We start from the raw sequence: 21,290 nt of genomic DNA, 5'->3' as shown, positions 1-21,290 counted from the left end.
AAGAGGCACGAAGCACTTCAACAGAGAGGAAATTGACATGACGACAAGACGTAAGTTTCTGAAAACCGCCGGGGTAGGGGTCGCAGCCGCACCTCTGGCCGCACCGGCGCTGGCTCAAAGCACGATCACGTGGCGCATGCAGACCTATGCCGGTCCTGCGCTGGCGGCGCATGTGATCGACCCGGCAATCGAGATGTTCAACAAGATCGCCGGTGATCGGATGCAGATCGAGCTGTTCTATGCTGACCAGCTTGTTCCGACAGGCGAACTGTTTCGTGCCATGCAGAAAGGCACCATTGATGCGGTACAATCCGATGATGACTCGATGGCGTCGCCCACCGATGTCACAGTGTTCGGCGGCTATTTCCCGTTTGCCTCGCGCTATTCCCTGGATGTACCGGTTCTGTTCAATCAGTACGGTCTGAACGAAATCTGGGACGAAGAATACTCGAAAGTCGGGGTCAAGCACATCTCGGCGGGCGCCTGGGACCCGTGCCATTTCGCCACCAAGGACCCAATCAACAGCCTGGCGGATCTGCAAGGCAAGCGTGTCTTCACTTTCCCAACAGCGGGTCGCTTCCTCAGCCAGTTCGGTGTGGTACCAGTTACATTGCCATGGGAAGATATCGAGGTCGCCGTACAGACCGGCGAGTTGGACGGCATCGCATGGTCGGGCATCACCGAGGATTACACTGTCGGCTGGGCGGATGTGACCAACTACTTCCTGACCAACAACATCTCAGGCGCCTGGGCCGGGTCTTTCTTTGCCAACATGGATCGCTGGAACGAGTTGCCGGAAGATCTGCAAACGCTGTTCCGTGTTTGCTGTGATCAGTCGCATTACTACCGCCAGTGGTGGTACTGGGGCGGCGAGGCCAGCTTGCGGGTCAATGGCGACAAGATGCAGCTGACCACGATCCCGGATGAGGAATGGGCACAGGTCGAAGGCGCGGCAATCGCATTCTGGGATGAGATTGCGGCAGAATCTGAGATCAAGGCGAGGGTTGTTGAGATATTCAAGCAATACAACGCCGACATGCTCAAGGCCGGACGGCCTTATCGTTACGGATAATAAGCAACTTCCCGACGCGGGTAACTCCTCTCGCGTCGGGTTTGGACATCACCTGGCGACACCTCTTATGTTCATATCAATCCCAATAACAGAGATGCGAAACCGGATGCACAGTGCTGCTCACCGGTCGGACGGGGTATGAACACATGGCCATCGCTGGTTTTCTGATCGAGATTTTTGCCGCAACCATGTTGCTGCTTTTCGCCGTTCGCTTGGTTCGTACGGGGATTGAGCGGCGATTTGGCGCGCTATTTCAATCGCTTTTGACCCGACATTCAAACAGTTTTGTCGCCGGTGGCGCGGGTATGGTTCTGGCTACGATCCTGCAAAGTTCAGCCGCCGTGGCGGTTTTGCTGACAGGGTTTGCGGCGGCCGGAATGGTCAGTTTTGGCATCGCCCTGGCGGGGGTTTTGGGGGCCGATCTGGGATCGGCTCTGGTCATTCAGATACTGTCTTATGATTTGGGATGGTTGCAGCCGGTATTGCTGGCGCTGGGCGGGTGGCTCTACCTCAAATCCGATCGGGCAAATGTTCGCCTGATGGGGCGGATTGTTCTGGGTGTGGCCTTCATTTTGGTATCACTGCAATTTTTGCGCGATGCAGTTGATCCGATCCGTGAAAGTGCCTTTTTGCCAGCTATCGCGGGCTATCTTGAAAGCGACTATTTCAGTGCCTTCATCGTTGGGGCTGTGCTTGCCTTTGTCATGCACAGCTCGGTTGCGACAATCCTGATGTGCGTGACGCTGGTACAGATCGGGGCAATCCCATTCGCGGCGGGTTTGTCGTTGGTATTGGGGGCAAATTTGGGCTCGGCCTTTATTCCGATCTGGTTGACGCGCGACCAGATCGTTTCGGCCCGCCGGATACCGATAGCCAACCTGTTGCTGCGCGGCAGTGCGGCGCTTGTGATGCTGTTTGCTGTCAACGTCACCGGGACCCATGCCGCATTGATGATCAGCGGGCCGGGGCAATCGTTGATCTTTGCCCATATCGGTTTCAACCTCGTGGTGTTTCTGCTGGCAACCGGATTCGTCACCCGGATGGAAGCGCCGATGGCTTTGCTCATGCCCGAGACCGACCCTGAATCTGGTGTGGCAGATCAGTTCTCGGGTGCTCTTAATCCGCTAGGCGACCCCAGCGCCACAGGCCCTGATGTTGCGATGTCCTCGGTGCGCCACGAATTGTTGCAGATGGTCACGCAGGTCGAACGCATGTTCCGCCCGGTGCTGGATATCTATGAGCGTGACGACATTGATACCATTGCTGCCCTGTCGCAGCAGGATGAAATGGTAAACGCCCAGTTGACGGAAATCCGACGCTTTGTCGCGCGGTTGCCGCGGCAGAATATGAGCAAGTCTCAGATCAAAGCCGCCCGTGGTCTGGTGGAATACGCTATTCGGCTCGAGGCCGCTGGAGATGTCGTGTCGAACAGAATGACGCGTTCAGCAAAGATTAAACACATGGAAAGGGCCGAGTTTTCCGCCCAGGGGTGGAAAGAACTCAAGGATTTACACGCCACCATTCAGGAAAGTTTTTCGCTGGCGCGACACGTTTTGTTGGTGGATGACGTCGACTGTGCCCGCCGTCTTGTTCTGGACAAGGCCGAGATCAAAAGGATGTCCCGCGACAGCCGCAAGGCGCATCTAAAGCGGCTGGAGCGTGGTCAAACGGAAAGTTTCCAGTCCAGCGATCTGCATCTGGAGGCACTGCGCGCTATGCGCGATCTGCACGGCCATATCGCGGCCATCGCCTATCCGATCCTCTACAAAAGCGGACAGGTTCTGGAAACGCGGTTGGTTATGGAAATGGAGAAAGAAGCGGCCGAAGACTAACGGCCGTCGATGGGAACAGGGGCGCGGTGGGCCCGATTGTGATGAAGGATGAACATGATGGGTCATGATGTTGTGTTGGCGGACCTCAAAACCAAGGTTGAAGCAGGTGAAGTAGACACCGTTCTTGTTTGCATGGTGGACATGCAGGGGCGGCTGATGGGCAAACGGTTTCATGCCGGTCACTTTGTGGCAGGCGCTTGGCAAGAGACCCATTGCTGCAATTATCTGTTGGCGACAGATCTGGAAATGGGCACGCCTGACGGATATGCCTCGACCAGCTGGGAGCGGGGCTATGGCGATTACGTCATGAAACCTGATCTCAGCACTTTGCGCCCGGTGCCGTGGCTTGAGGGCACGGTGATGGTGATGTGCGATGTTCTGGATCACCACACGCATGAAGAGATCCCGCACGCGCCCCGGTCGATCCTGAAGAAACAGGTCAAACGCCTGAAAGCCATGGGTTACGACGCGATGTGCGCCACCGAGTTGGAGTTCTTTTTGTTTGAGAAGAGCTTTGACCAGATCCGCAAGGAAGGCTTTCGCGATCTGGCGCCGATCTCGGGCTATAATGAGGATTATCATATCCTGCAGACCACCAAGGAAGAGCATGTGATGCGTCCCATCCGCAATCATTTGTGGAACGCGGGCATCCCGGTCGAGAATACGAAGGGCGAGGCCGAGACCGGTCAAGAAGAGTTGAACATCAAATACGCCGCCGCCATGGAAACGGCCGAGTATCACTCGATCGCCAAGAATGCGGTGAAGGAAATCGCCTGGCAGCACGGGCATGCGGCCACGTTCCTGCCGAAATGGCATCATGACAAGGTTGGTAGTTCATCCCATGTGCATCAGTCGCTGTGGTCTGAGGGAAGGCCAATCTTTTTCGACGAAAAAGATCCGCTCGGCATGTCGGCAGTAATGAAAAGCTATATGGCCGGGTTGTTGAAATACGCTGCCGATTATACGTGTTTCATGGCCCCCTACATCAACAGCTACAAGCGTTTCCAAAAAGGAAGTTTTGCGCCGACGCGGATCATCTGGTCGGTCGACAACCGCACCGCCGGTTTCCGACTGTGTGGTGATGGAACCAAATCGGTTCGCGTGGAATGCCGTATTCCGGGCTCGGATATGAACCCGTATCTGGCGATTGCTGGTATGTTGGCGGCGGGTATCGCGGGCATCAAGGAAGGGTTGGAGCTTGAGCCACCAACCAAAGGCGATGCGTATCAGAGCGAGTCCGGCATGATCCCCGGGAACCTGCCCGCTGCGCGGGATGCCCTGCTTGGCTCAACCATGTTGCGGGCCGCTATGGGGGACGAAGTTGTTGATCACTATGCGCGCGCCGCCGAGGTGGAAATCGAGGAATTCGAAAGCGTGGTTACTGATTGGGAAATTGCCCGCGGGTTCGAAAGGGCCTGAGGGTGGACGAAGCTGGGGGCCCTGCCTGCCGCTATTGGTGCTTGAGCCAATGGCGCATCAATGACGGCCCCCGAGGTTTGTGTTGGCCAGATAAAGCAGGAGATTCTGCTTTTTAGAGGATGGAGTGGAGATGGGGCAGATGTTGAAATGCATCTCGCCGATCGATGGATCGGTTTATGCTGAGCGCGAAACCTTATCGCGCGAAGCAGCGTTTGAGGTGGCCGCGCGGGCCAGGGAAGCGCAAACAGCCTGGGCAGCACGCCCATTACAAGAGCGAATTGATCTTGTGATGGCGGGTGTCGCCGCTGTTGGTGCGATGAATGACGAAATCGTGCCCGAGTTGGCCCATATGATGGGGCGCCCAGTGCGCTACGGCGGAGAGTTCGGCGGGTTCAACGAGCGCGCCGGCCATATGGCCGAGATCGCGCAGGGTGCACTGGCCGATATTGCGGTGGGCGACGATGAGATCTTCAGGCGCTATATCAAACGCATTCCGCATGGGGTTGTCTTTGTCGTGGCGCCCTGGAACTACCCGTACATGACTGCGATCAATACGGTGGCCCCGGCGTTGATTGCGGGCAATACCGTGGTGCTGAAACACGCGACCCAGACCTTGTTGGTGGGTGAGCGGATGGCGCAGGCTTTCCATTCGGCAGGTGTTCCTGAGAATGTGTTCCAGAATGTGTTCCTGAGTCATGATGTGACTAACGATTTGATCGCTGGAAATGCGTTTGATTTCGTGAACTTCACTGGCTCGGTCGGTGGTGGTCAGGCGATGGAACGTGCGGCGGCGGGCACATTCACCGGGGTCGGTACCGAGTTGGGCGGCAAGGATCCAGGCTATGTCATGGACGACGCCGATCTGGACGCAGCTGTTGATACGCTGATCGACGGTGCGATGTTCAACGCGGGCCAGTGCTGCTGCGGGATTGAGCGGATTTATGTGCACGAAAGCCTGTACGATGCGTTCGTTGCCAAAGCGGTTGAGATTGTTCAGGGCTATAAGCTGGGCAATCCGCTGGATGCAGAGACGACGATTGGACCGATGGCCAATATACGCTTTGCCGATGAGGTCCGCGCGCAGATTGCCGAGGCAGTCGCGGATGGCGCAGTTACCCATATCGACACTTTCCCCGAGGATGATGGGGGGGCATATCTGACCCCGCAAATCCTGACCAATGTCACACACGACATGCGGGTGATGCGGGATGAGAGTTTCGGCCCCGTAGTTGGAATCATGAAAGTGTCGTCGGATGACGAAGCCATCGCGCTGATGAATGACAGCGAGTTTGGCCTGACCGCCAGCCTCTGGACCCGCGACGTGGACCGGGCCGCGCAGGTCGGGGACCAGATTGAAACTGGCACCGTCTTCATGAACCGCGCCGATTATCTGGATCCGGGCCTGTGCTGGACCGGTTGCAAGAATACCGGGCGTGGCGGTGGTCTTTCTGTCATCGGCTATCACAACCTTACCCGCCCCAAATCCTACCATCTGAAGAAGGTGACATCATGAGCCTGTCTGGAAACTGGTCCTATCCGACCGCGATCAAATTCGGCGCTGGCCGCATCAAGGAACTGCCCGAAGCCTGCGCTGCGGCCGGAATGAAACGCCCTCTGCTGGTCACGGACAAGGGGCTGGCTGATCTGCCGATCACCTCGGCGACGCTGGATATTCTTGAGGCTGCGGGTCTGGGGCGTGGCCTGTTTAGCGAAGTGGATCCGAACCCCAATGAGAAGAACCTTGAGGCCGGCGTTGCGGCGTATCGGGCAGGCGACCATGACGGGGTAATCGCATTTGGCGGTGGCTCGGGGCTGGATCTGGGTAAGATGGTGGCCTTCATGGCCGGTCAGACGCGCCCGGTCTGGGATTTCGAAGATATTGGCGATTGGTGGACCCGCGCCGATGCCGATGCCATTGCTCCGATCATTGCGGTTCCGACCACCGCCGGGACGGGGTCAGAGGTGGGGCGCGCCAGCGTCATCACCAATTCGGAAACCCACGCGAAAAAGATCATCTTTCACCCTAAGGTACTGCCAACCGTGGTGATCTGTGACCCGGAACTGACCGTGGGAATGCCGAAATTTATCACCGCTGGTACTGGTCTGGACGCATTTGCGCATTGTGTCGAGGCGTTCTCCAGTCCGCATTACCACCCGATGTCACACGGCATCGCGCTCGAGGGGATGCGGCTGGTCAAGGACTACCTGCCGCGCGCCTATGCCGATGGCACCGATATCGAAGCCCGCGCCCAGATGATGAGCGCGGCAGCGATGGGGGCCACGGCCTTTCAAAAGGGCCTCGGCGCGATCCACGCGATGAGCCACCCGATTGGCGCGGTGTTCAACACCCATCACGGGACGACCAACGCAGTCTGCATGCCCGCGGTGCTAGAGTTCAACGCCCCCGCCATCGCCGACCGGTTCCAGCAGGCCGCGGCCTATCTGGGCATCGATGGAGGCTTTGACGGGTTCCGCGCCTTTGTGCAGGAGTTTAATGACTCGCTGGGTATCCCCCGCAAACTCTCGGATATGAAAGTGACCGATGCGGCAATCCCCGAACTGGTCAAGGGGGCGATCATCGACCCCTCTTGCGGCGGCAATCCGATTGAACTGACCGAGGACAACCTGACAGCGCTGTTCAAAGCGGCGCTGTAAGCCTCTTGCCGATCCGCTCCCTCATCTCTCATAGTGATGGCAGGTGAGGGGGCGTTTCCATGACCAAAGAGATTGTTCTGATCCACGGAGCCTTTGCCGGACCGTGGTGTATGGCCGATTACGCGGGGTTCTTCCGCGACCGGGGCTGGACCGTGCACACGCCTGCTCTGCGGTACCATGGCGGCGACTCCAAGGCCGAACCCGATCCGGGCCTGACCGACGTCAGCGTCACCGACTATGCCAACGACATTGCAGAGTTCGTGCAGGGGCTGGACGGCAAGCCGGTGCTGCTGGGTCACGCCATCGCAGGCGTAGTGGCGCAGCAGGTGGCAGCGCGCGGCTTGGCCAGCGCCATCGTTCTGATCAATCCGAACGCGCCATGGGGCACGCTGCCCGAAACCGACGACGAACGCGCCGTTCCGCGCGCGCTGATGGAGGGCGGGGCGTTCTGGAAACAGCCCATGCGGGTTGAGTTCGATCTGATGGCGCCCTTTGCACTCAACAAAATGCCCGAGGCGCAGCAGCATGAGGTGTTCGACCAGCTTGGCCCGGAAAGCGGCAGGGTGATGTTCGAGATGTTCTTTTGGATGTTCGACGACCACCACGCGATGAAGGTGGATATCGACAAGGTCGACTGCCCGGTTCTGATCGTCTCGGGCACCGAGGATCGGGCCGTGAACCCCAACACCTGCCGTGCGTTGGCGAAGCTCTACGGAGACCGCGCGACGTTTCTGCCGGTCGAGAACCACGCGCATTTTCTGTTCATGGAGCCGGGGTGGAAGGGGCCAGCGGGGCAGATTGCGGAGTGGTCGGAGGGGAATTCTGGGTAGGATAGGTGTCTACACCCACCAGGCAGCCCAATAGAAGCGGGCGAGCATCTGCTCAATGCTCGCTAAACCCAGTTGATCTTTTTGGCGTGAAGAAAGCCGATGCCGCGCTTGAGCTCTTCTAAATCGGATTCATCGTTCTGTTTGTGGATCACGCGATGACAAGTCGGACAAAGTACTAAGAAATCGTCCGGAATTTTGTACCTACGGCTTTCACCTTCCGAGAGCTCCCTGATTGGCTTTGCGTGGTGAACATCGAGTGGAATGCTTTTTATCGGGCCTTCGTATCGATAGTGTTCGATCGGTGATAGACCGCATCCTTCGCATTTTAGTCCACGTCGCTCCAAAACACGTACCCGCACATTTTTTGCACGCTCGATTCTTCGTGAAAGCACATATTTCCTTGTTTCAATGATGTCAGTCGACTCTGCTTCCTCCATCATAGTGTCGACCGGAGTTCTGCCACCGCGATCGACAAGTGCTTTATAGGCTCCGAGCATCATTTCCAGATCTTCATTAAATAGGTCTGGGTCAAGCGAACCTGCGTGATAGACTCTACCGAAAGAGTGTCCCGCCACATACCCCGCTGGAAGTTTTTCGTTCGACCCGAGATCGATTGAACTCCTGTCAAATCTTTCGGAAAATTCGGGAACCCTTTCCGCTATGTCCACGGCTCGCCGAGCTAGGATTTCTCGCCCTTTTTCAGTCTCTCCGAACTCACGATAGACTTCGGTAGTACCCTGATTCATAGACAGAACGATTTCTTCTGTCTGGGCGTTAATTAAGTAGACTACATAGTACCCACGGGTGGCTGTATCTGTGACTAGTGGGTCGAAGAATGCTAACCATGGAACCGCTGCCCAACGAGATTGACCAACGCTCGCTTTGACTTCGAGTTCGTATGGTAGAAATACCAGGCGCTTTTTGGCTTCTAGTGCAACGTCGTGCCGAACAAAGTTACCGAAATTGCTTCCCGAGAAGTTTTTAGCTCGTTCATAGACGTAGTCGCGCGCAAGTCGTGACAAATACTCATGAAGCATCTCGATTACTCAAACATCCAACTCCTCCACAAACCGCGCGTTCTCTTGTATGTATTGGAACCGCAGTTCGGGTTTTTTGCCCATCAGACGCTCGACTAGGTCGCCGGTCTCGCCGGGTTCGTCCTCGTCGATGGTGACCCGGATCAATTTCCGGGACGCGGGGTCCATCGTGGTTTCTTTCAGGTCTTTGGCGTCCATTTCGCCCAGACCCTTAAAGCGGGACACGTCGATCTTGCCCTTGCCGCCCAGACCTTTCTCCATCCACTCGTCGCGCTCGGCCTCGTCCAGACAATAGACGCGTTTGGCGCCTTGCGTCAGGCGATACAGCGGCGGGCAGGCGAGGTAGAGGTGGCCCGCGTCGATCATGGGCCGCATCTGGGTAAAGAAGAACGTCATCAGCAGCGCCGCGATATGCGCGCCGTCGACATCCGCGTCGGTCATGATAATGATCTTATCATAGCGCAGGTCATCGACGTTGAAACGGGTGCCAAGCCCGACACCCAGCGCCTGGGTCAGATCGTTGATCTCGGCATTGGTGCCCAGCTTGGAACTGGCCGCGCCCAACACGTTCAGGATTTTGCCGCGCAGGGGCAGCAGCGCCTGTGTTTTGCGGTTGCGGCCCATCTTGGCCGAGCCGCCCGCCGAGTCGCCCTCGACGATGAATAATTCGGTGCCGTCGCGGGTTGAACTGGAACAGTCCACCAGCTTGCCGGGGAGACGAAGTTTCTTAGTGGCGGACTTGCGTTGCGTTTCCTTTTCAGCCCGTCGGCGCAGGCGCTCCTCGGACCTTAGAATGAGGAAGTCGAGGATCGCTCCGGCGGATTTGTTATCTGCGGCCAGCCAGTTGTCGAAATGGTCACGGACCGAGTTTTCGACCAGCCGCTGTGCTTCGACCGTGGCGAGGCGGTCTTTGGTTTGGCCAACGAATTCAGGCTCGCTGATAAAGCAGGACACCAGGGCGCAGCCGCCGGTGACCAGGTCGTCGCGGGTGATCTGCGCGGCCTTTTTGTTGTTGATCAGCTCGCCGTAAGCTTTGATGCCCTTGAGGACAGCGCCCCAGAAGCCTGCCACATGGGTGCCGCCTTCGGGCGTGGGGACGGTGTTACAGTATGATTGGATGAACCCGTCGCGTGAGGGGGTCCAGTTGATCGCCCATTCGACCTTGCCGGGGGCGTTGAATTTTTCGCGGAAATCCACGGTGCCGGCAAAGGGCTGATCGGCATAGGTGGACGAGCCGTTCATCGTTTCCTTCAGGTAATCCGACAACCCGCCGGGAAAGTGGAACGTCGCCTCGGTCGGGGTTTCGCCGTCATCGATGGCGGTTTTCCATCGGATTTCGACGCCCGAGAAAAGGTAGGCTTTGGAGCGGATGGATTTGAACAGCCGCGCGGGTTTGAATTTGTGGTGGCCAAAGATGTCGGGATCGGCATGGAAGGTCACAGTGGTGCCGCGCCGATTGGGGGCAGCACCAACCTTCTCAACCGGTCCCTGAGGTACTCCGCGCGAGAAGCGTTGTTCGAACAGCTGTTTGTCGCGGGCCACCTGAACAACCATGGAATCCGACAAAGCATTGACCACAGATGCGCCAACCCCATGCAGACCGCCCGAGGTCTGATACGCTTTACCCGAAAACTTGCCGCCCGCGTGCAATGTGCACAGGATGACCTCAAGCGCGGATTTGTCGGGGAATTTCGGGTGCGGATCGATCGGAATGCCGCGCCCATTGTCGCGCACGGTCAGGGCGTAATCTGCGTGCAGTTCGACCTCGATCCGGTTGGCATGGCCTGCCACCGCTTCGTCCATCGAGTTGTCGAGGATTTCAGCGACCATATGGTGCAGCGCACGCTCATCCGTGCCGCCGATATACATGCCGGGGCGTTTGCGAACAGGTTCAAGACCTTCGAGCACCTCAATGGATGAGGCGTCATAGGTATTGGTCGCTTCGGGCGTCAACAGATCGTCGGGCATATGGGCTGCTCTTGTTTTTGAGTTTCCCCCATTATGGCAGGTGATGTGGTCCGGGGGAAGAGGGACGCGAGGTGTTGTGGGTGGATTGGGGCTGGTTGGCCGATTAGAGGATAATCAATATGGTTGCGGCACCAGCTATCACTAATGGAAACGATGCGGACCTTGCGGGCTTTCGCCGCAGTCGCGAAAAACAACGCCAAGAGCGCCTCCCGGTGTCTCGAACGGAGGGCAGAGCAGGCGGTCGGTTCAAGCCCAAGCAACACTGCGAAATACTCTGAGATGCGTCATAGAAACCGTTTGGTCATTGTCCGCCACTGTGCAAACTCTGTCCTCGCACCCGAACCTGACTCGTCAAAAAGAACCAGCTGGCCTCTTTGGAGAATTTGCATGCCAAGAAAAGAAGCAAACCAAGAGTTCGCTGAAATCAGCCTCGAGGCAGAAACGCTCGCAGCTCAGGCGATAGCAACCACCCTAAGGGATTTTGGCCAGCCAATCTCCGAGATTCGGGCGATGTTGCACGAAGCCAACGCTCCAGTCTCAAGCGATGTGATAGAAGTGACAGGAGTATCCTTGTCAGAACGGATGATTGAGGGCGTGACCTGCATGGTCATCGATCCGCCGGTTCCACGGGGCAACCGCGAAATCATCTATCTTTTCGGGGGAGGGTTTTCGGTAGGCAGCCCTTTCGAGGACCTGCCGATTTCAGCCAAACTCGCCGAAAAAACCGGTGCGCGAGTAATTGCCCCCCATTATCCACTTGCTCCTGAGAACCCATTCCCTGCAGCTCTAAATGTCTGTGAAGATGTCATCTCTACCCTCCTCAGAGAAAACCCTGGGGCATGTCTTTGCGGAGAATCCGCCGGCGGAAATCTTGCTCTCGCAACTGTCCACCGATTGAAGGCACGTGGAGAACGTCTTCCACGCGCGCTGGCACTAATGTCGCCTTGGGTGGATATCAAGAACCTAGGGGATAGTGGGGTTGCCCGACGCGACCCATTCCTGCGTGCGTCCGAGATCGACGTATTTCGCTCAATGTATATTCCAGAGAACGCTGATCAGACCAGCCCCGATCTGTCGCCGATTTACGGACCTTTCGATGACCAATTCCCCCCGGTATTTGTAACCAGTGGAACGCGGGATTATCTGTTGAGTGGCTGTGTTCGTTTAGACCGGCTAATGAGAGAATCCGGAGCCACGTGCAATTTAAGAGTCTGGGAAGGCATGTGGCATGTGTTTGAGTTCTACCCGAGCATTCCTGAGGCCGAGGCGTCAATAACGGATATTGCAGAATTTTTGGCCCAAAATCTCTACTGAACGAAAGCAAAGAACTAAGGTGTTTTGTACGTAGGCTTTCCCCGTGCCGTGGCCCTGCGTTGGACCTACCGTGTATGACAGCTTAACATCGTTCGCGGCGTGCTGCATATGCAAAGAGCTGCCAAGCGACCAATGACTAAAATGGGCTCAGAGCAGAAGTTCGACGATTTCGTTTCGCGACCTGTTCTAAGGCCTCTTAGGCTGCGGATAACAAATCACCGCGACAGCAGGAATCTTAAAATGAGCTGGATAAAAACCATCCCCTACAATACGGCCACTGGTCGGTTGAAGAAACTCTACGACCGCGTCACCGGCCCCGACAACAATGTCGACAACATCATGATGGCGCATTCCTTGCGGCCGCATTCGATGGAAGGACATATGGCGCTGTACAAGAATGTGCTGCACCATTCGGCCAATCAGATTCCCAAGTGGTTTCTCGAAACTCTGGGTGTCTGGGTCAGTTCCCTGAACCACTGCGGGTACTGTGTCGAGCATCATTTCAACGGGTTGCAAAGGCTGTTAGGCGACGAAGTGCGCGGTAATGCAATCCGTGCCGCGATCGAAGCTGGGACACCTGAAAGCGCACCATTGGAGGCTGCTCAGGTTGCGGCCATGCTGTATGCGCGCAAGCTGACGCAGGCCCCTGCAGAATTGGTGGAAGGTGACATCGCCGCCCTACGCAAGGCGGGGTGGGATGATGGAGAAATCCTCGAGATCAATCAGGTCTGCGCCTATTTCGCCTATGCTAACCGCACCGTTCTGGGGCTGGGATGTTCTACCGATGGTGACATTCTGGGGCTGTCCCCCAATAACTCGGCTGATCCTGCCGATTGGGGGCATAAATAGGCCTCAGCCGTCTGTCCACTCAATGATTGCCTGTGCCATTGCTTCGGGCTTCTGGTGGTGTAACCAGTGATCCGTGCCCGGAATATCGACTCGTGTGAGGTCGGGCGCGAAATCTTCCAGACCGTCTGTCGCCTCGGGCAGCAGCGCTTTGTCATCGGAGCCCCATAGCAAAAGATGTGGGCAACGAACCATCAGCCGCTCGACCGGAAGCCGGGGCAGGTCTGTGCAGGGCTCGCCCGGTTTCGCCACAACCAGCGGAGAGGCCCGATACCAGTTCAGCATGGCATTCAGACGACCGGGACGGGCCCATTCAGTTCGATAGTCCTCCATTCGGGCATCGGACAGCCAGTCCAAGCCCATCCCGTGGCGAAAGAAACTTTCCAAGCGGGTAAAATTGTTCGCGGCAAAGTGTGTTGCGGCATCAGGGGCCCGTAGCGCGTTAATATATTGAGAGGCCGCGGATTGTGCGCCGCCCGATGCCATAGCCCGTTGGAAGGGCACCGGGTGAACGCCGTTTGCGATGATCAGGCGACCGACGAGATCTGGGCGGAACATGGCCAGGCCATAGGCGACCGCGGCGCCCCAGTCATGGCCCAGAACACTGATTGGCGTATCCAGAGCTTCGACAAGTGCGATCATATCCGAGACCAGCTCGGACGTGGCATATTGGCCGACACCCTCTGGTGCCCAGCTTTGGCCGTAACCGCGTTGATCAGGGGCAATGCAATGGAAATGAGATGCCAGATGTGGCGCCAGATCGGCCCATGCCCCACCATATTCCGGAAAGCCGTGCAGCATCAGCAAGGGTGGCAGGTCGGATGACCCCCAACGGCGAATATGAAACCTCTGGCCATTCAGGATCTGAAATCGGGTTTCCATGTTTCTTGGCCTTTTCGCCGTATAAGTGAATTTGGTTTGACCCCAATCAAAGCGCGAAAGCTTCGGTTCTGCTAGCCGTTTTTTCGAACAGTGAAAAAAGGAGAATATGAATGGATGCAGCTGCGCAACCCGAGCAAAATCTACCACGCGTGAATGACGAAACATCTGTTGCAGGTGCTGTTTCCGAGCCAAGCCCGGAAAAGATCCGCAAGGCATTCGAAAGCGGAAGATATCCCTATCATCGCAAGATGCCCCGGCGGGTCTATGAGGCCGAGAAGGCCAAACTGCAGGCTGAGTTGCTTAAGGTTCAGCTGTGGGCGCAGGAAACCGGTCAACGGTTCGTATTGCTGTTCGAAGGGCGCGATGCGGCTGGTAAGGGCGGTACAATCAAACGGTTTATGGAACACCTAAACCCCCGTCAGGCGCGCGTGGTCGCCCTTAACAAACCCACCTGGGAAGAAAAGGGCCAATGGTACTATCAGCGCTATGTGCACGAGCTTCCCACCGTTGGTGAAATGGTGTTCTACGACCGCTCTTGGTACAACCGCGCCGGGGTCGAGAGGGTGATGGGGTTCTGTTCTCCGAACGAGTACCTAGAGTTTATGCGCCAGACGCCAGAGCTTGAACGGATGTTGGTGAGGTCGGGAATTCAGCTTTACAAATACTGGTTTTCGGTCACGCAACCCGAACAACAGCGGCGGTTTCAAAGCCGTGAGACCGATCCGTTGAAGCAATGGAAACTATCTCCGATCGACAAGGCAAGCCTTGGCAAATGGGATGACTATACCGAGGCGAAAGAGGCGATGTTCTTTTATACAGACACCGCTGATGCGCCCTGGACCATCGTGAAATCGAATGACAAAAAACGCGCTCGTCTGAACTGTATGCGCCACTTTCTGTCGACACTTGATTACCCGGACAAGGATCACGGCATTGTTGGCGAGCCCGATCCTTTGATCGTGGGTCAGGCGCATCATGTGATCCACCGATCCGAGCATATTCTGGGCAACGCGCTGCATCCTGACGCCCGCTGCTAGGCCTAAGGTTCGGGGCAGGGCACCTGTCCCGGATCCATGTCTCACTCTGAAATTTCTCTGTTCCGGTCTTGTCCCGGCCTTTCGCCGGGCCTATGGCTGGTGGAATGAATAAGGTGATGACATATCAAGGCCATTTCCGTGCCATTGCCGTCCTGGGCCTGCCATTGGTTGGCGGGCATCTGGCGCAGTTCGCAATCGGTCTGACGGACACGATCATGCTTGGCTGGTACGGGGTCGAAGCTTTGGCGGCGGTCACGTTGGCCAGCAGCTTTTACTTTGTCCTGTTCCTGTTCGGGGGCGGGTTCGGTCTGGCCGTTATGCCAATGGTGGCAACAGCCGCTGCCGAAGACGATGAAACCAGCATTCGCCGTTCGACCCGCATGGGGCTCTGGTTGTCGTTGCTATATGCAGCAGTGGTAATGCCATTGCTGTGGTGGTCATACCCGATCTTGATCGCCACAGATCAGGATCCACAGGTGGCGGAAACTGCATCGGAATACCTGCGGGTTGCAGGCTGGGGTCTGTTCCCCGCTCTGGTGGTAATGGTCTTGAAGTCCTACCTTGCGGCGTTGGAGCGAACCCAGGTTGTTTTGTGGATCACCGTTGCTGCTGCGGTGGTGAACGGTCTGACCAACTATGCTTTGATCTTTGGCAACTGGGGTGCGCCTGAACTGGGCGTGATGGGCGCCGCTATCGCTTCGGTCGTGACGCAGACCGTGTCGTTAATTGCGGTTATCATCTATGCTGTAAAAGTTCTGCCCGAGCATAGCCTGTTCCAAAGGTTTTGGCGGCCCGACTGGGAGATGCTGCTGAGCGTTCTGAAGCTAGGCATACCCATCGGGCTGACCCTGCTGGCCGAAGTGTCTCTGTTCGCGATGTCGGCCTTTATGATGGGTTGGATCGGTCAGGTGCCGCTGGCGGCGCATGGGATCGCTCTGAACCTCGCCTCGGCGACATTCATGGTGCATCTGGGCCTGTCCAACGCTGCCACGATCCGGGCGGGCAATGCGCTTGGCCGCAAGGACCGCGCGCATCTGGAAAAAGGTGCCGTCGCCGTGACAGGGATGTCCCTTGTGGTGTCTATCCTGACAATCATCCTGTTCCTGACCTGCGCCGAGCCTCTGATTTCCGTATTTGTGGAACCGCAGGATCCGAAACGCCCCGAGATTCTGGCCATAGGTACCGGGTTGCTGGCCATGGCTGCGTTGTTCCAGCTGGTGGACGGTGCACAGGTGATCGCGCTGGGCCTATTGCGCGGATTGCAGGATGCCAAGGTGCCAATGGTCATGGCGGGGCTAAGCTATTGGGTCGTCGGAATTCCGGCGTCCTACTATTTTGGGTTCATCCGCGGCATGGAGGGCGTCGGTGTCTGGTTGGGCCTTGTGCTGGGTCTTGCCTGTGCCGCCGTACTGTTGATGGCGCGCTTCTGGCTGCGATCAGTGCGTATAATCGCTGAACCGGCAGCGTGAAGGCAAATTAGCCATTGTTCAGCCGGTCGGCTTTCTTCCGAACCAATACGCTGCGCAGATCATGCATCGCCAGTAGTAGCCGGTCCGTAACGTCCTCGAGCTGTTGGTCAGTCGCTTTGGACTGGGCCCACTGTGTGGTTAGGTTCAGATAGTCCACCGCGCGGTGAATATCGTCGATATCGCGCTGCGCCAGAAGATCTTTACGTTCTGCCATCCAGCGCTCGATTTCGGCCTGATCCGCCTCAGTCAGAGCGCGCTGACCCTGCGGCTTCACCTCTCCATTGCGGATGTTGATGACCGCGATCTGGTTCATTTCAATCCGACGTTGGCGGTTTTCCGTGTCGATCCGGAAAACCGCGGCACCGTTTTCGCGTATGCGGAAATAGTACTCAGGCAATTCGGCAGTCATAAGGTCTCCGATCAGGTCAGCGAAGCACAAAACCTCTGAATGCGCGTGCAGGCTTCGGTCAGCGCTTCATCTGACGTAGCATAGCTGACGCGGAAGTTGGGGGACAACCCAAACGCAGCGCCGAAGACGACTGCAACGTCAGCCTCTTCCAAAAGCGCGGTTGCGAAGGCTTCGTCTGTGTCGATCAAAGTGCCTGCAGGCGTGGTCTTTCCGATCAACCCGGAAATGGAAGGGTAGACGTAAAACGCACCTTCCGGAGTTGGGCAGGTCACTCCTTCGATCTGGTTCAGCATGCTGATGACCAGATCACGGCGGCGTTTGAACGTTTCATTGTTCGGGGCCAGAAAGGACTGTGTACCGTTCAGCGCCTCTACCGCCGCCCATTGGCTGATCGAGCAGGGGTTCGAGGTCGATTGAGACTGAACCTTGCGCATTGCCGCAATCAATTCGGCAGGCCCTGCTGCATAGCCAATCCGCCAGCCAGTCATAGCATAGGCTTTGGATACACCATTGCAGGTCAGGGTGCGGTCATAAAGCCTGGGCTCGACTTCTGCCGGTGTGCAGAACTCAAACCCGTCATAGGCCAGATGCTCGTACATATCATCCGTCATTACCCAAACATGCGGGTACCTGATCAGGACATCGGTCAAAGCTCTCAATTCCGCACGGCTATACCCTGCACCGGTTGGGTTGGACGGAGAGTTGAAGATGAACCATTTGGTCCTTGGTGTAATTGCTGCCTCAAGCTGTTCAGCGGTTAGTTTGAAACTGTTCTCCAAGGTCGTTTCAACTGTCACAGGCGTTCCCCCGGCCAGAAGAACCATATCGGGATAGCTAACCCAATAAGGTGCAGGTATGACCACCTCATCGCCCGCGTTCATGGTGGCCATCAGCGCGTTATACAGCGTCTGCTTGCCACCGGTTCCGACCGAGATCTGAGCAGGCGAATAGTCCAGTCCATGATCACGTTTCATCTTGGCGCAAACCGCCTGCTTCAGCTCTGGTATGCCATCGGGCGCGGTGTATTTGGTCTTTCCAGCAGCGATGGCCGCCACCGCAGCATCCTTGATGTTTTGGGGCGTGTCGAAATCTGGCTCCCCGGCGCTTAGGCCGATTACGTCTCGTCCGGCTGCCTTTAATTCGGCCGCCTTGGCTGTCATCGCGATTGTTGGAGATGGTTTTACGCGTGACAGTGTCGCAGACAGGAAACTCATGGTCGGCCTCAGTTTGTATGTTTAGCCTGACTGTCATAGGGTGCGCCTGAACGACGATCAAGCGATATAAAACAAGAGATTTGGAGACCCCGATGAACGACGAAAATGACTGGTACGGACCCGACGCGGCGACATTCGGAGACCGGCTGGCAGGGGCGCGTGAAGCAGCGGGGATGACGCAGGCACATCTGGCCCGCAGGCTGGGTGTCAAGAAGTCTACGATTGCCGCCTGGGAAAATGATCTGTCTGAGCCCCGGGCCAACCGACTGTCGATGATGGCAGGCATGATCAACGTTTCGATCATGTGGCTTCTCACCGGCGAGGGCGACGGGATGGACGCCCCTGTCGAGGCTGGAGAAAACGCACCTGACCTGGCCGGAATCGTATCCGAGCTTCGTTCAATCCGAGGCGAGATGCGCGCCAGCGCCGAGCGGGCTGCAAGACTGGAGAAACGTGTGCGCATGATGCTGGAGGCGGAATAGTGGTCGAACCGCGCAATGTCAGGATCAAACGGATGAAAATGCGTTCCATGCGACGCGGCATCAAAGAGATGGATCTGATTCTGGCTGCCTATGCAGACCGCAATCTGGACTCCATGGATGCAACAGGGCTGGATGTTTACGACGCCCTGTTGCACGAGAATGATCAGGACCTGTATCAATGGGTCACCGGTCAGGTCCTGCCACCTGCCCAATTCTCGGACCTTGTTTCCGAAATCGCACAAACCTTTCAAAAATAAAGATTATCCAGCTTAACTGATTTTTCGGCTTTTCGCTTCATTCTGCCTGAAACTGCGCGAATGAATCGGAGGATCGTATGAGTTTGGAAATGCAGGTCTCCGCGCCGGGGGTCAAAGGCTTCATGACCAGCTATCTTGAGGCACTTGCTCTGGTCGAGCGGCTTCATCGTTTGTTGTTGGACGTCATCAAAGATGAGTTTGAACGGGTCGGAGTTCTTGAGATCAACGCGGTTCAAGCGTTGCTTTTGTTCAATATCGGAGATCATGAGGTTACCGCTGGTGAATTGAAAAGCCGCGGCTACTATCAAGGCAGCAATGTCAGCTACAACCTCAAGAAATTGGTCGAGATGGGGTATATGCACCATCAACGTTGCGAAATAGACCGCCGTTCGGTGCGTGTCCGGTTGACGCCACAGGGCCGGGAAATCCGCGATATCGTCTCCGAGCTGTTTTCGAGACATGCCGAAGGCCTACAATCGCGCGGCGTGCTTGGACTGGAAGGGATCGAAGACATTACCGGAGCATTGCGGCGGGTAGAACGGTATTGGACGGATCAGATCCGCTATATCTACTGATGCTTGGTCGGCCTCTGTCCCGCATCCGATAGGATCAGGCCTTCAAGTTCGCGGATCAGTTTACGGGTCATTGCTTCTTCGTAATCGTCAAAGCCCAGGGCAACCTCAACAAAGGCGCCGGGGCCAAGGATGACCCATGCTTTGAAATAGGCCAGCAGCTCTCCGACCTGAACATAGCGGGTGCTACCGATGTCAGGGTCGTCGGCACCGATGACCAGTCCATTGATCGTGATACCGTCGTCAGAGAGCGTCTGTTTCGCATTTCTTGGATGCAGGCCGATATTGTGCTTTCCGTCCCCCGACAGATCCAATGTCCGCTTCCAGCAATCGGGTTTCTGGCCCAAAAGTTCGGCACCGAACAGCATGGCGGACCCGACGGCGGTTCCTTGCGGAGCGCCGCTGCGTTTCACATGGTCGAGCAGGGTGGCTATGCGCTCCAGATCGAGGTCCGATTGTACTGCGGTCCAGCCCAATAACAGGCGTTGGTGGCCGGGTTCGCTCCACTCATAAATCGCGATGTGTACCGGGTTTGCTGTGTTTGAAAGAAAGAGTTGCTTAATCTCGGGCCTGCGCAAAGCACCTGCCAAGCCGCCAAGCTGTAACCGGTATTCCGAGCTGTCGACCGATCCCGACACATCCAGGCCCAAAGCCAAAGCATGGCGGCATTCTGATGCCGCAGAGGTGGCCAATATGCTGACTATCGTTGCAAGCGCACGTATCATCGCTGGCCGGGGCCCGACAATGCGCCGATCTGCATACCTTTTAGTTCGCGTTCAAGTTTGCGCCGCATGGCGCGTTCGAAATCCTGGAACCCGTCGGCGATTTCCAGGAACGCGCCGGGGCCGTACAGGACATTGTTTTCAAAAAAGGGAATCAGATACAGCTCGCCTTCGAAGTCGGCGGCATTAATGACCAGGCCATTCACAATCGTATTCTCAAAGGGAAAATGCCGATAGGCGGAATCCGGGCCATATCCATCGTTGTTCGAACCGTCACCTGACAGATCAATGGTTTGAAAAAGACATGTCGGGGCCTGCTGCATCAGCGTCGCCCCAAAGGCCAGCGCATACCCCATCGCCGTGGCCGAGTCGCTGTCTGATCGGACCGATTGCTGTATCGTGGTCGCTGCCACCAGCAAATCGGTCTGCGTGTTGATCATCGTCCAGCCCAGTATGATATGCTGAACGTCCCGGCCGCTCCATTCATAAACAGCCAGCGCGACCGGCATCGGCGAGGAAAAGAAGGCCTCGGTCACCTCGGGGGCAACCAACGCTGCGGCAAGGCCCTGCCTTTGCAGCGCGTCCTCTTCTGCGCTTACCGATGTTGAAATGTCCATTGCCAGCGCAAGCGCAAGGCGACAGGGCTCGGCCCGCAGAGGGCTGGCTAAAAAGGCTAGGCCCAGTGTGATCAACCAGCGGATCACCAGTGCCCGGTGCTTTCCATGCTGGCCCAGGGTTCGGCCGGTTCCAGCGCATCACCGTTTTGTAGCAACTCTACCGAGATATTGTCGGGTGACCTGACAAACGCCATTCGGCCGTCGCGCGGTGGCCGGTTGATCACGACTCCATTGTCCTGCAGGTGCTGGCAGGTTTCATAAATATTGTCGACTCCATAGGCGAGATGGCCGAAATGGCGGCTGTCGTTGGGCAGATCGTCATCCCCATCCCAGTTATAGGTCAACTCGATTGGTCGATCCTCTTGCCCAGCAGGAGCCATGAAGATCAGGGAAAACCGCCCCTGTTCGCTGTCATAGCGGCGCGTTTCCTTAAGGCCCAGCAACTTGTAAAACGCCATGGATTTGTCCAGGTCCTTCACGCGAACCATGGTGTGGAGGTAAGTGAGCCCCATTGCGGGTTCCTTTCTGTTCCGGTGATGCCCTGCACCTTAGCGCGCGTACATCACGTGTCGAGAGGCCGCACGGACACAATTCTGAAAATGCAAATGTGGGCGCACATATCGCGGTTCCTGTCTTTTGATTGGCGATATATAGTG

The 21,290-nt window shown here is 56.8% G+C and carries 21 protein-coding genes; 13 read left to right on the top strand and 8 right to left on the bottom strand.

Features of this window, described 5'->3' with window-relative positions:
- Positions 1 to 37 precede the first annotated feature (37 nt).
- From AC2FFB_RS04805 to AC2FFB_RS04780, 6 genes are all read left to right on the top strand, one after another.
- Positions 38 to 1,072: a TRAP transporter substrate-binding protein gene (locus AC2FFB_RS04805; RefSeq protein WP_142632938.1), complete on the top strand. Its 1,035-nt coding sequence runs from the start codon at positions 38 to 40 to the stop codon at positions 1,070 to 1,072.
- 146 nt (positions 1,073 to 1,218) lie between these two features.
- Positions 1,219 to 2,904, top strand: coding sequence for a Na/Pi cotransporter family protein (locus AC2FFB_RS04800; protein WP_142632940.1), 1,686 nt, complete (start codon positions 1,219 to 1,221; stop codon positions 2,902 to 2,904).
- A gap of 57 nt (positions 2,905 to 2,961) precedes the next feature.
- Entirely contained in the window at positions 2,962 to 4,323 is a 1,362-nt protein-coding gene (locus AC2FFB_RS04795; protein ID WP_281971850.1) for a glutamine synthetase family protein, read from the top strand.
- A gap of 130 nt (positions 4,324 to 4,453) precedes the next feature.
- Positions 4,454 to 5,836 (top strand): aldehyde dehydrogenase family protein, encoded by a 1,383-nt coding sequence (locus AC2FFB_RS04790; RefSeq protein ID WP_496874561.1) that lies wholly within the window; start codon positions 4,454 to 4,456, stop codon positions 5,834 to 5,836.
- Entirely contained in the window at positions 5,833 to 6,978 is a 1,146-nt protein-coding gene (locus tag AC2FFB_RS04785; RefSeq protein ID WP_271947920.1) for an iron-containing alcohol dehydrogenase, read from the top strand. Before AC2FFB_RS04790 ends, AC2FFB_RS04785 begins: the two co-directional genes overlap by 4 nt.
- 59 nt (positions 6,979 to 7,037) lie before the next feature.
- Positions 7,038 to 7,808 carry an alpha/beta hydrolase gene (locus AC2FFB_RS04780; RefSeq protein ID WP_496874560.1) on the top strand — a complete coding sequence of 257 codons (771 nt, stop codon included), beginning with the start codon at positions 7,038 to 7,040 and terminating at the stop codon, positions 7,806 to 7,808.
- Between the two features lie 62 nt (positions 7,809 to 7,870).
- Here AC2FFB_RS04780 and AC2FFB_RS04775 read toward each other — a convergent pair whose 3' ends face one another.
- A complete protein-coding gene (locus AC2FFB_RS04775; protein ID WP_142632950.1) occupies positions 7,871 to 8,845 on the bottom strand; it encodes an MrcB family domain-containing protein in 975 nt (324 codons plus the stop codon).
- A 9-nt stretch (positions 8,846 to 8,854) separates the two neighbouring features.
- Complete coding sequence (gene parE, locus AC2FFB_RS04770; RefSeq protein WP_496874559.1) at positions 8,855 to 10,813, bottom strand: DNA topoisomerase IV subunit B; 1,959 nt, start codon at positions 10,811 to 10,813, stop codon at positions 8,855 to 8,857.
- 387 nt (positions 10,814 to 11,200) lie between these two features.
- On the opposite strand from parE, the gene AC2FFB_RS04765 reads away from it, so the two are divergent.
- Together AC2FFB_RS04765 and AC2FFB_RS04760 are read left to right on the top strand one after the other, a co-directional pair.
- A complete protein-coding gene (locus AC2FFB_RS04765; protein ID WP_496874558.1) occupies positions 11,201 to 12,127 on the top strand; it encodes an alpha/beta hydrolase in 927 nt (308 codons plus the stop codon).
- A gap of 240 nt (positions 12,128 to 12,367) precedes the next feature.
- Complete coding sequence (locus tag AC2FFB_RS04760; RefSeq protein ID WP_496874557.1) at positions 12,368 to 12,976, top strand: carboxymuconolactone decarboxylase family protein; 609 nt, start codon at positions 12,368 to 12,370, stop codon at positions 12,974 to 12,976.
- 3 nt (positions 12,977 to 12,979) lie between these two features.
- Here the strand turns inward: AC2FFB_RS04760 and AC2FFB_RS04755 are convergent, their stop codons facing one another.
- Positions 12,980 to 13,855, bottom strand: coding sequence for an alpha/beta fold hydrolase (locus AC2FFB_RS04755; RefSeq protein ID WP_496874556.1), 876 nt, complete (start codon positions 13,853 to 13,855; stop codon positions 12,980 to 12,982).
- Between the two features lie 110 nt (positions 13,856 to 13,965).
- Between AC2FFB_RS04755 and ppk2 the strand changes: the two genes are divergently transcribed.
- Positions 13,966 to 14,892, top strand: a complete 927-nt coding sequence (gene ppk2, locus AC2FFB_RS04750; protein ID WP_281971857.1) for a polyphosphate kinase 2 — start codon at positions 13,966 to 13,968, stop codon at positions 14,890 to 14,892.
- Between the two features lie 104 nt (positions 14,893 to 14,996).
- Positions 14,997 to 16,361: an MATE family efflux transporter gene (locus AC2FFB_RS04745; RefSeq protein ID WP_496677908.1), complete on the top strand. Its 1,365-nt coding sequence runs from the start codon at positions 14,997 to 14,999 to the stop codon at positions 16,359 to 16,361.
- A gap of 7 nt (positions 16,362 to 16,368) precedes the next feature.
- Here AC2FFB_RS04745 and AC2FFB_RS04740 read toward each other — a convergent pair whose 3' ends face one another.
- Together AC2FFB_RS04740 and AC2FFB_RS04735 are read right to left on the bottom strand one after the other, a co-directional pair.
- A complete protein-coding gene (locus AC2FFB_RS04740) occupies positions 16,369 to 16,770 on the bottom strand; it encodes a hypothetical protein (RefSeq protein ID WP_281971859.1) in 402 nt (133 codons plus the stop codon).
- Between the two features lie 11 nt (positions 16,771 to 16,781).
- Positions 16,782 to 17,984 (bottom strand): pyridoxal phosphate-dependent aminotransferase, encoded by a 1,203-nt coding sequence (locus tag AC2FFB_RS04735; protein ID WP_496693368.1) that lies wholly within the window; start codon positions 17,982 to 17,984, stop codon positions 16,782 to 16,784.
- A 92-nt stretch (positions 17,985 to 18,076) separates the two neighbouring features.
- Between AC2FFB_RS04735 and AC2FFB_RS04730 the strand changes: the two genes are divergently transcribed.
- From AC2FFB_RS04730 to AC2FFB_RS04720, 3 genes are all read left to right on the top strand, one after another.
- Positions 18,077 to 18,466, top strand: coding sequence for a helix-turn-helix domain-containing protein (locus AC2FFB_RS04730; protein ID WP_142632968.1), 390 nt, complete (start codon positions 18,077 to 18,079; stop codon positions 18,464 to 18,466).
- Positions 18,467 to 18,498: 32 nt separating this feature from the next.
- Positions 18,499 to 18,723 (top strand): succinate dehydrogenase assembly factor 2, encoded by a 225-nt coding sequence (locus AC2FFB_RS04725; protein WP_281971861.1) that lies wholly within the window; start codon positions 18,499 to 18,501, stop codon positions 18,721 to 18,723.
- Between the two features lie 77 nt (positions 18,724 to 18,800).
- Positions 18,801 to 19,298, top strand: coding sequence for a MarR family winged helix-turn-helix transcriptional regulator (locus tag AC2FFB_RS04720; RefSeq protein ID WP_496688549.1), 498 nt, complete (start codon positions 18,801 to 18,803; stop codon positions 19,296 to 19,298).
- Here AC2FFB_RS04720 and AC2FFB_RS04715 read toward each other — a convergent pair.
- Genes AC2FFB_RS04715 through AC2FFB_RS04705 form a run of 3 tightly spaced genes read right to left on the bottom strand, consistent with a single transcriptional unit; the run spans position 19,292 to position 21,146 of the window.
- Positions 19,292 to 20,020 (bottom strand): DUF1194 domain-containing protein, encoded by a 729-nt coding sequence (locus AC2FFB_RS04715; protein ID WP_496688547.1) that lies wholly within the window; start codon positions 20,018 to 20,020, stop codon positions 19,292 to 19,294. The genes AC2FFB_RS04720 and AC2FFB_RS04715 overlap by 7 nt on opposite strands.
- Entirely contained in the window at positions 20,017 to 20,721 is a 705-nt protein-coding gene (locus AC2FFB_RS04710) for a DUF1194 domain-containing protein (RefSeq protein ID WP_271947892.1), read from the bottom strand. Before AC2FFB_RS04710 ends, AC2FFB_RS04715 begins: the two co-directional genes overlap by 4 nt.
- The gene (locus tag AC2FFB_RS04705) at positions 20,718 to 21,146 is read right to left on the bottom strand and encodes a VOC family protein (protein ID WP_142632976.1); all 429 of its coding nucleotides are present in this window, start codon (positions 21,144 to 21,146) and stop codon (positions 20,718 to 20,720) included. The genes AC2FFB_RS04710 and AC2FFB_RS04705 overlap by 4 nt, the downstream gene beginning before the upstream one ends.
- Positions 21,147 to 21,290: the final 144 nt, after the last annotated feature.

Source organism: Ruegeria sp. YTSA219, assembly GCF_059609985.1.
The sequence above is the reverse complement of the archived record's forward strand: the minus strand, read 5'-3'. Positions and strand labels throughout refer to the sequence as shown.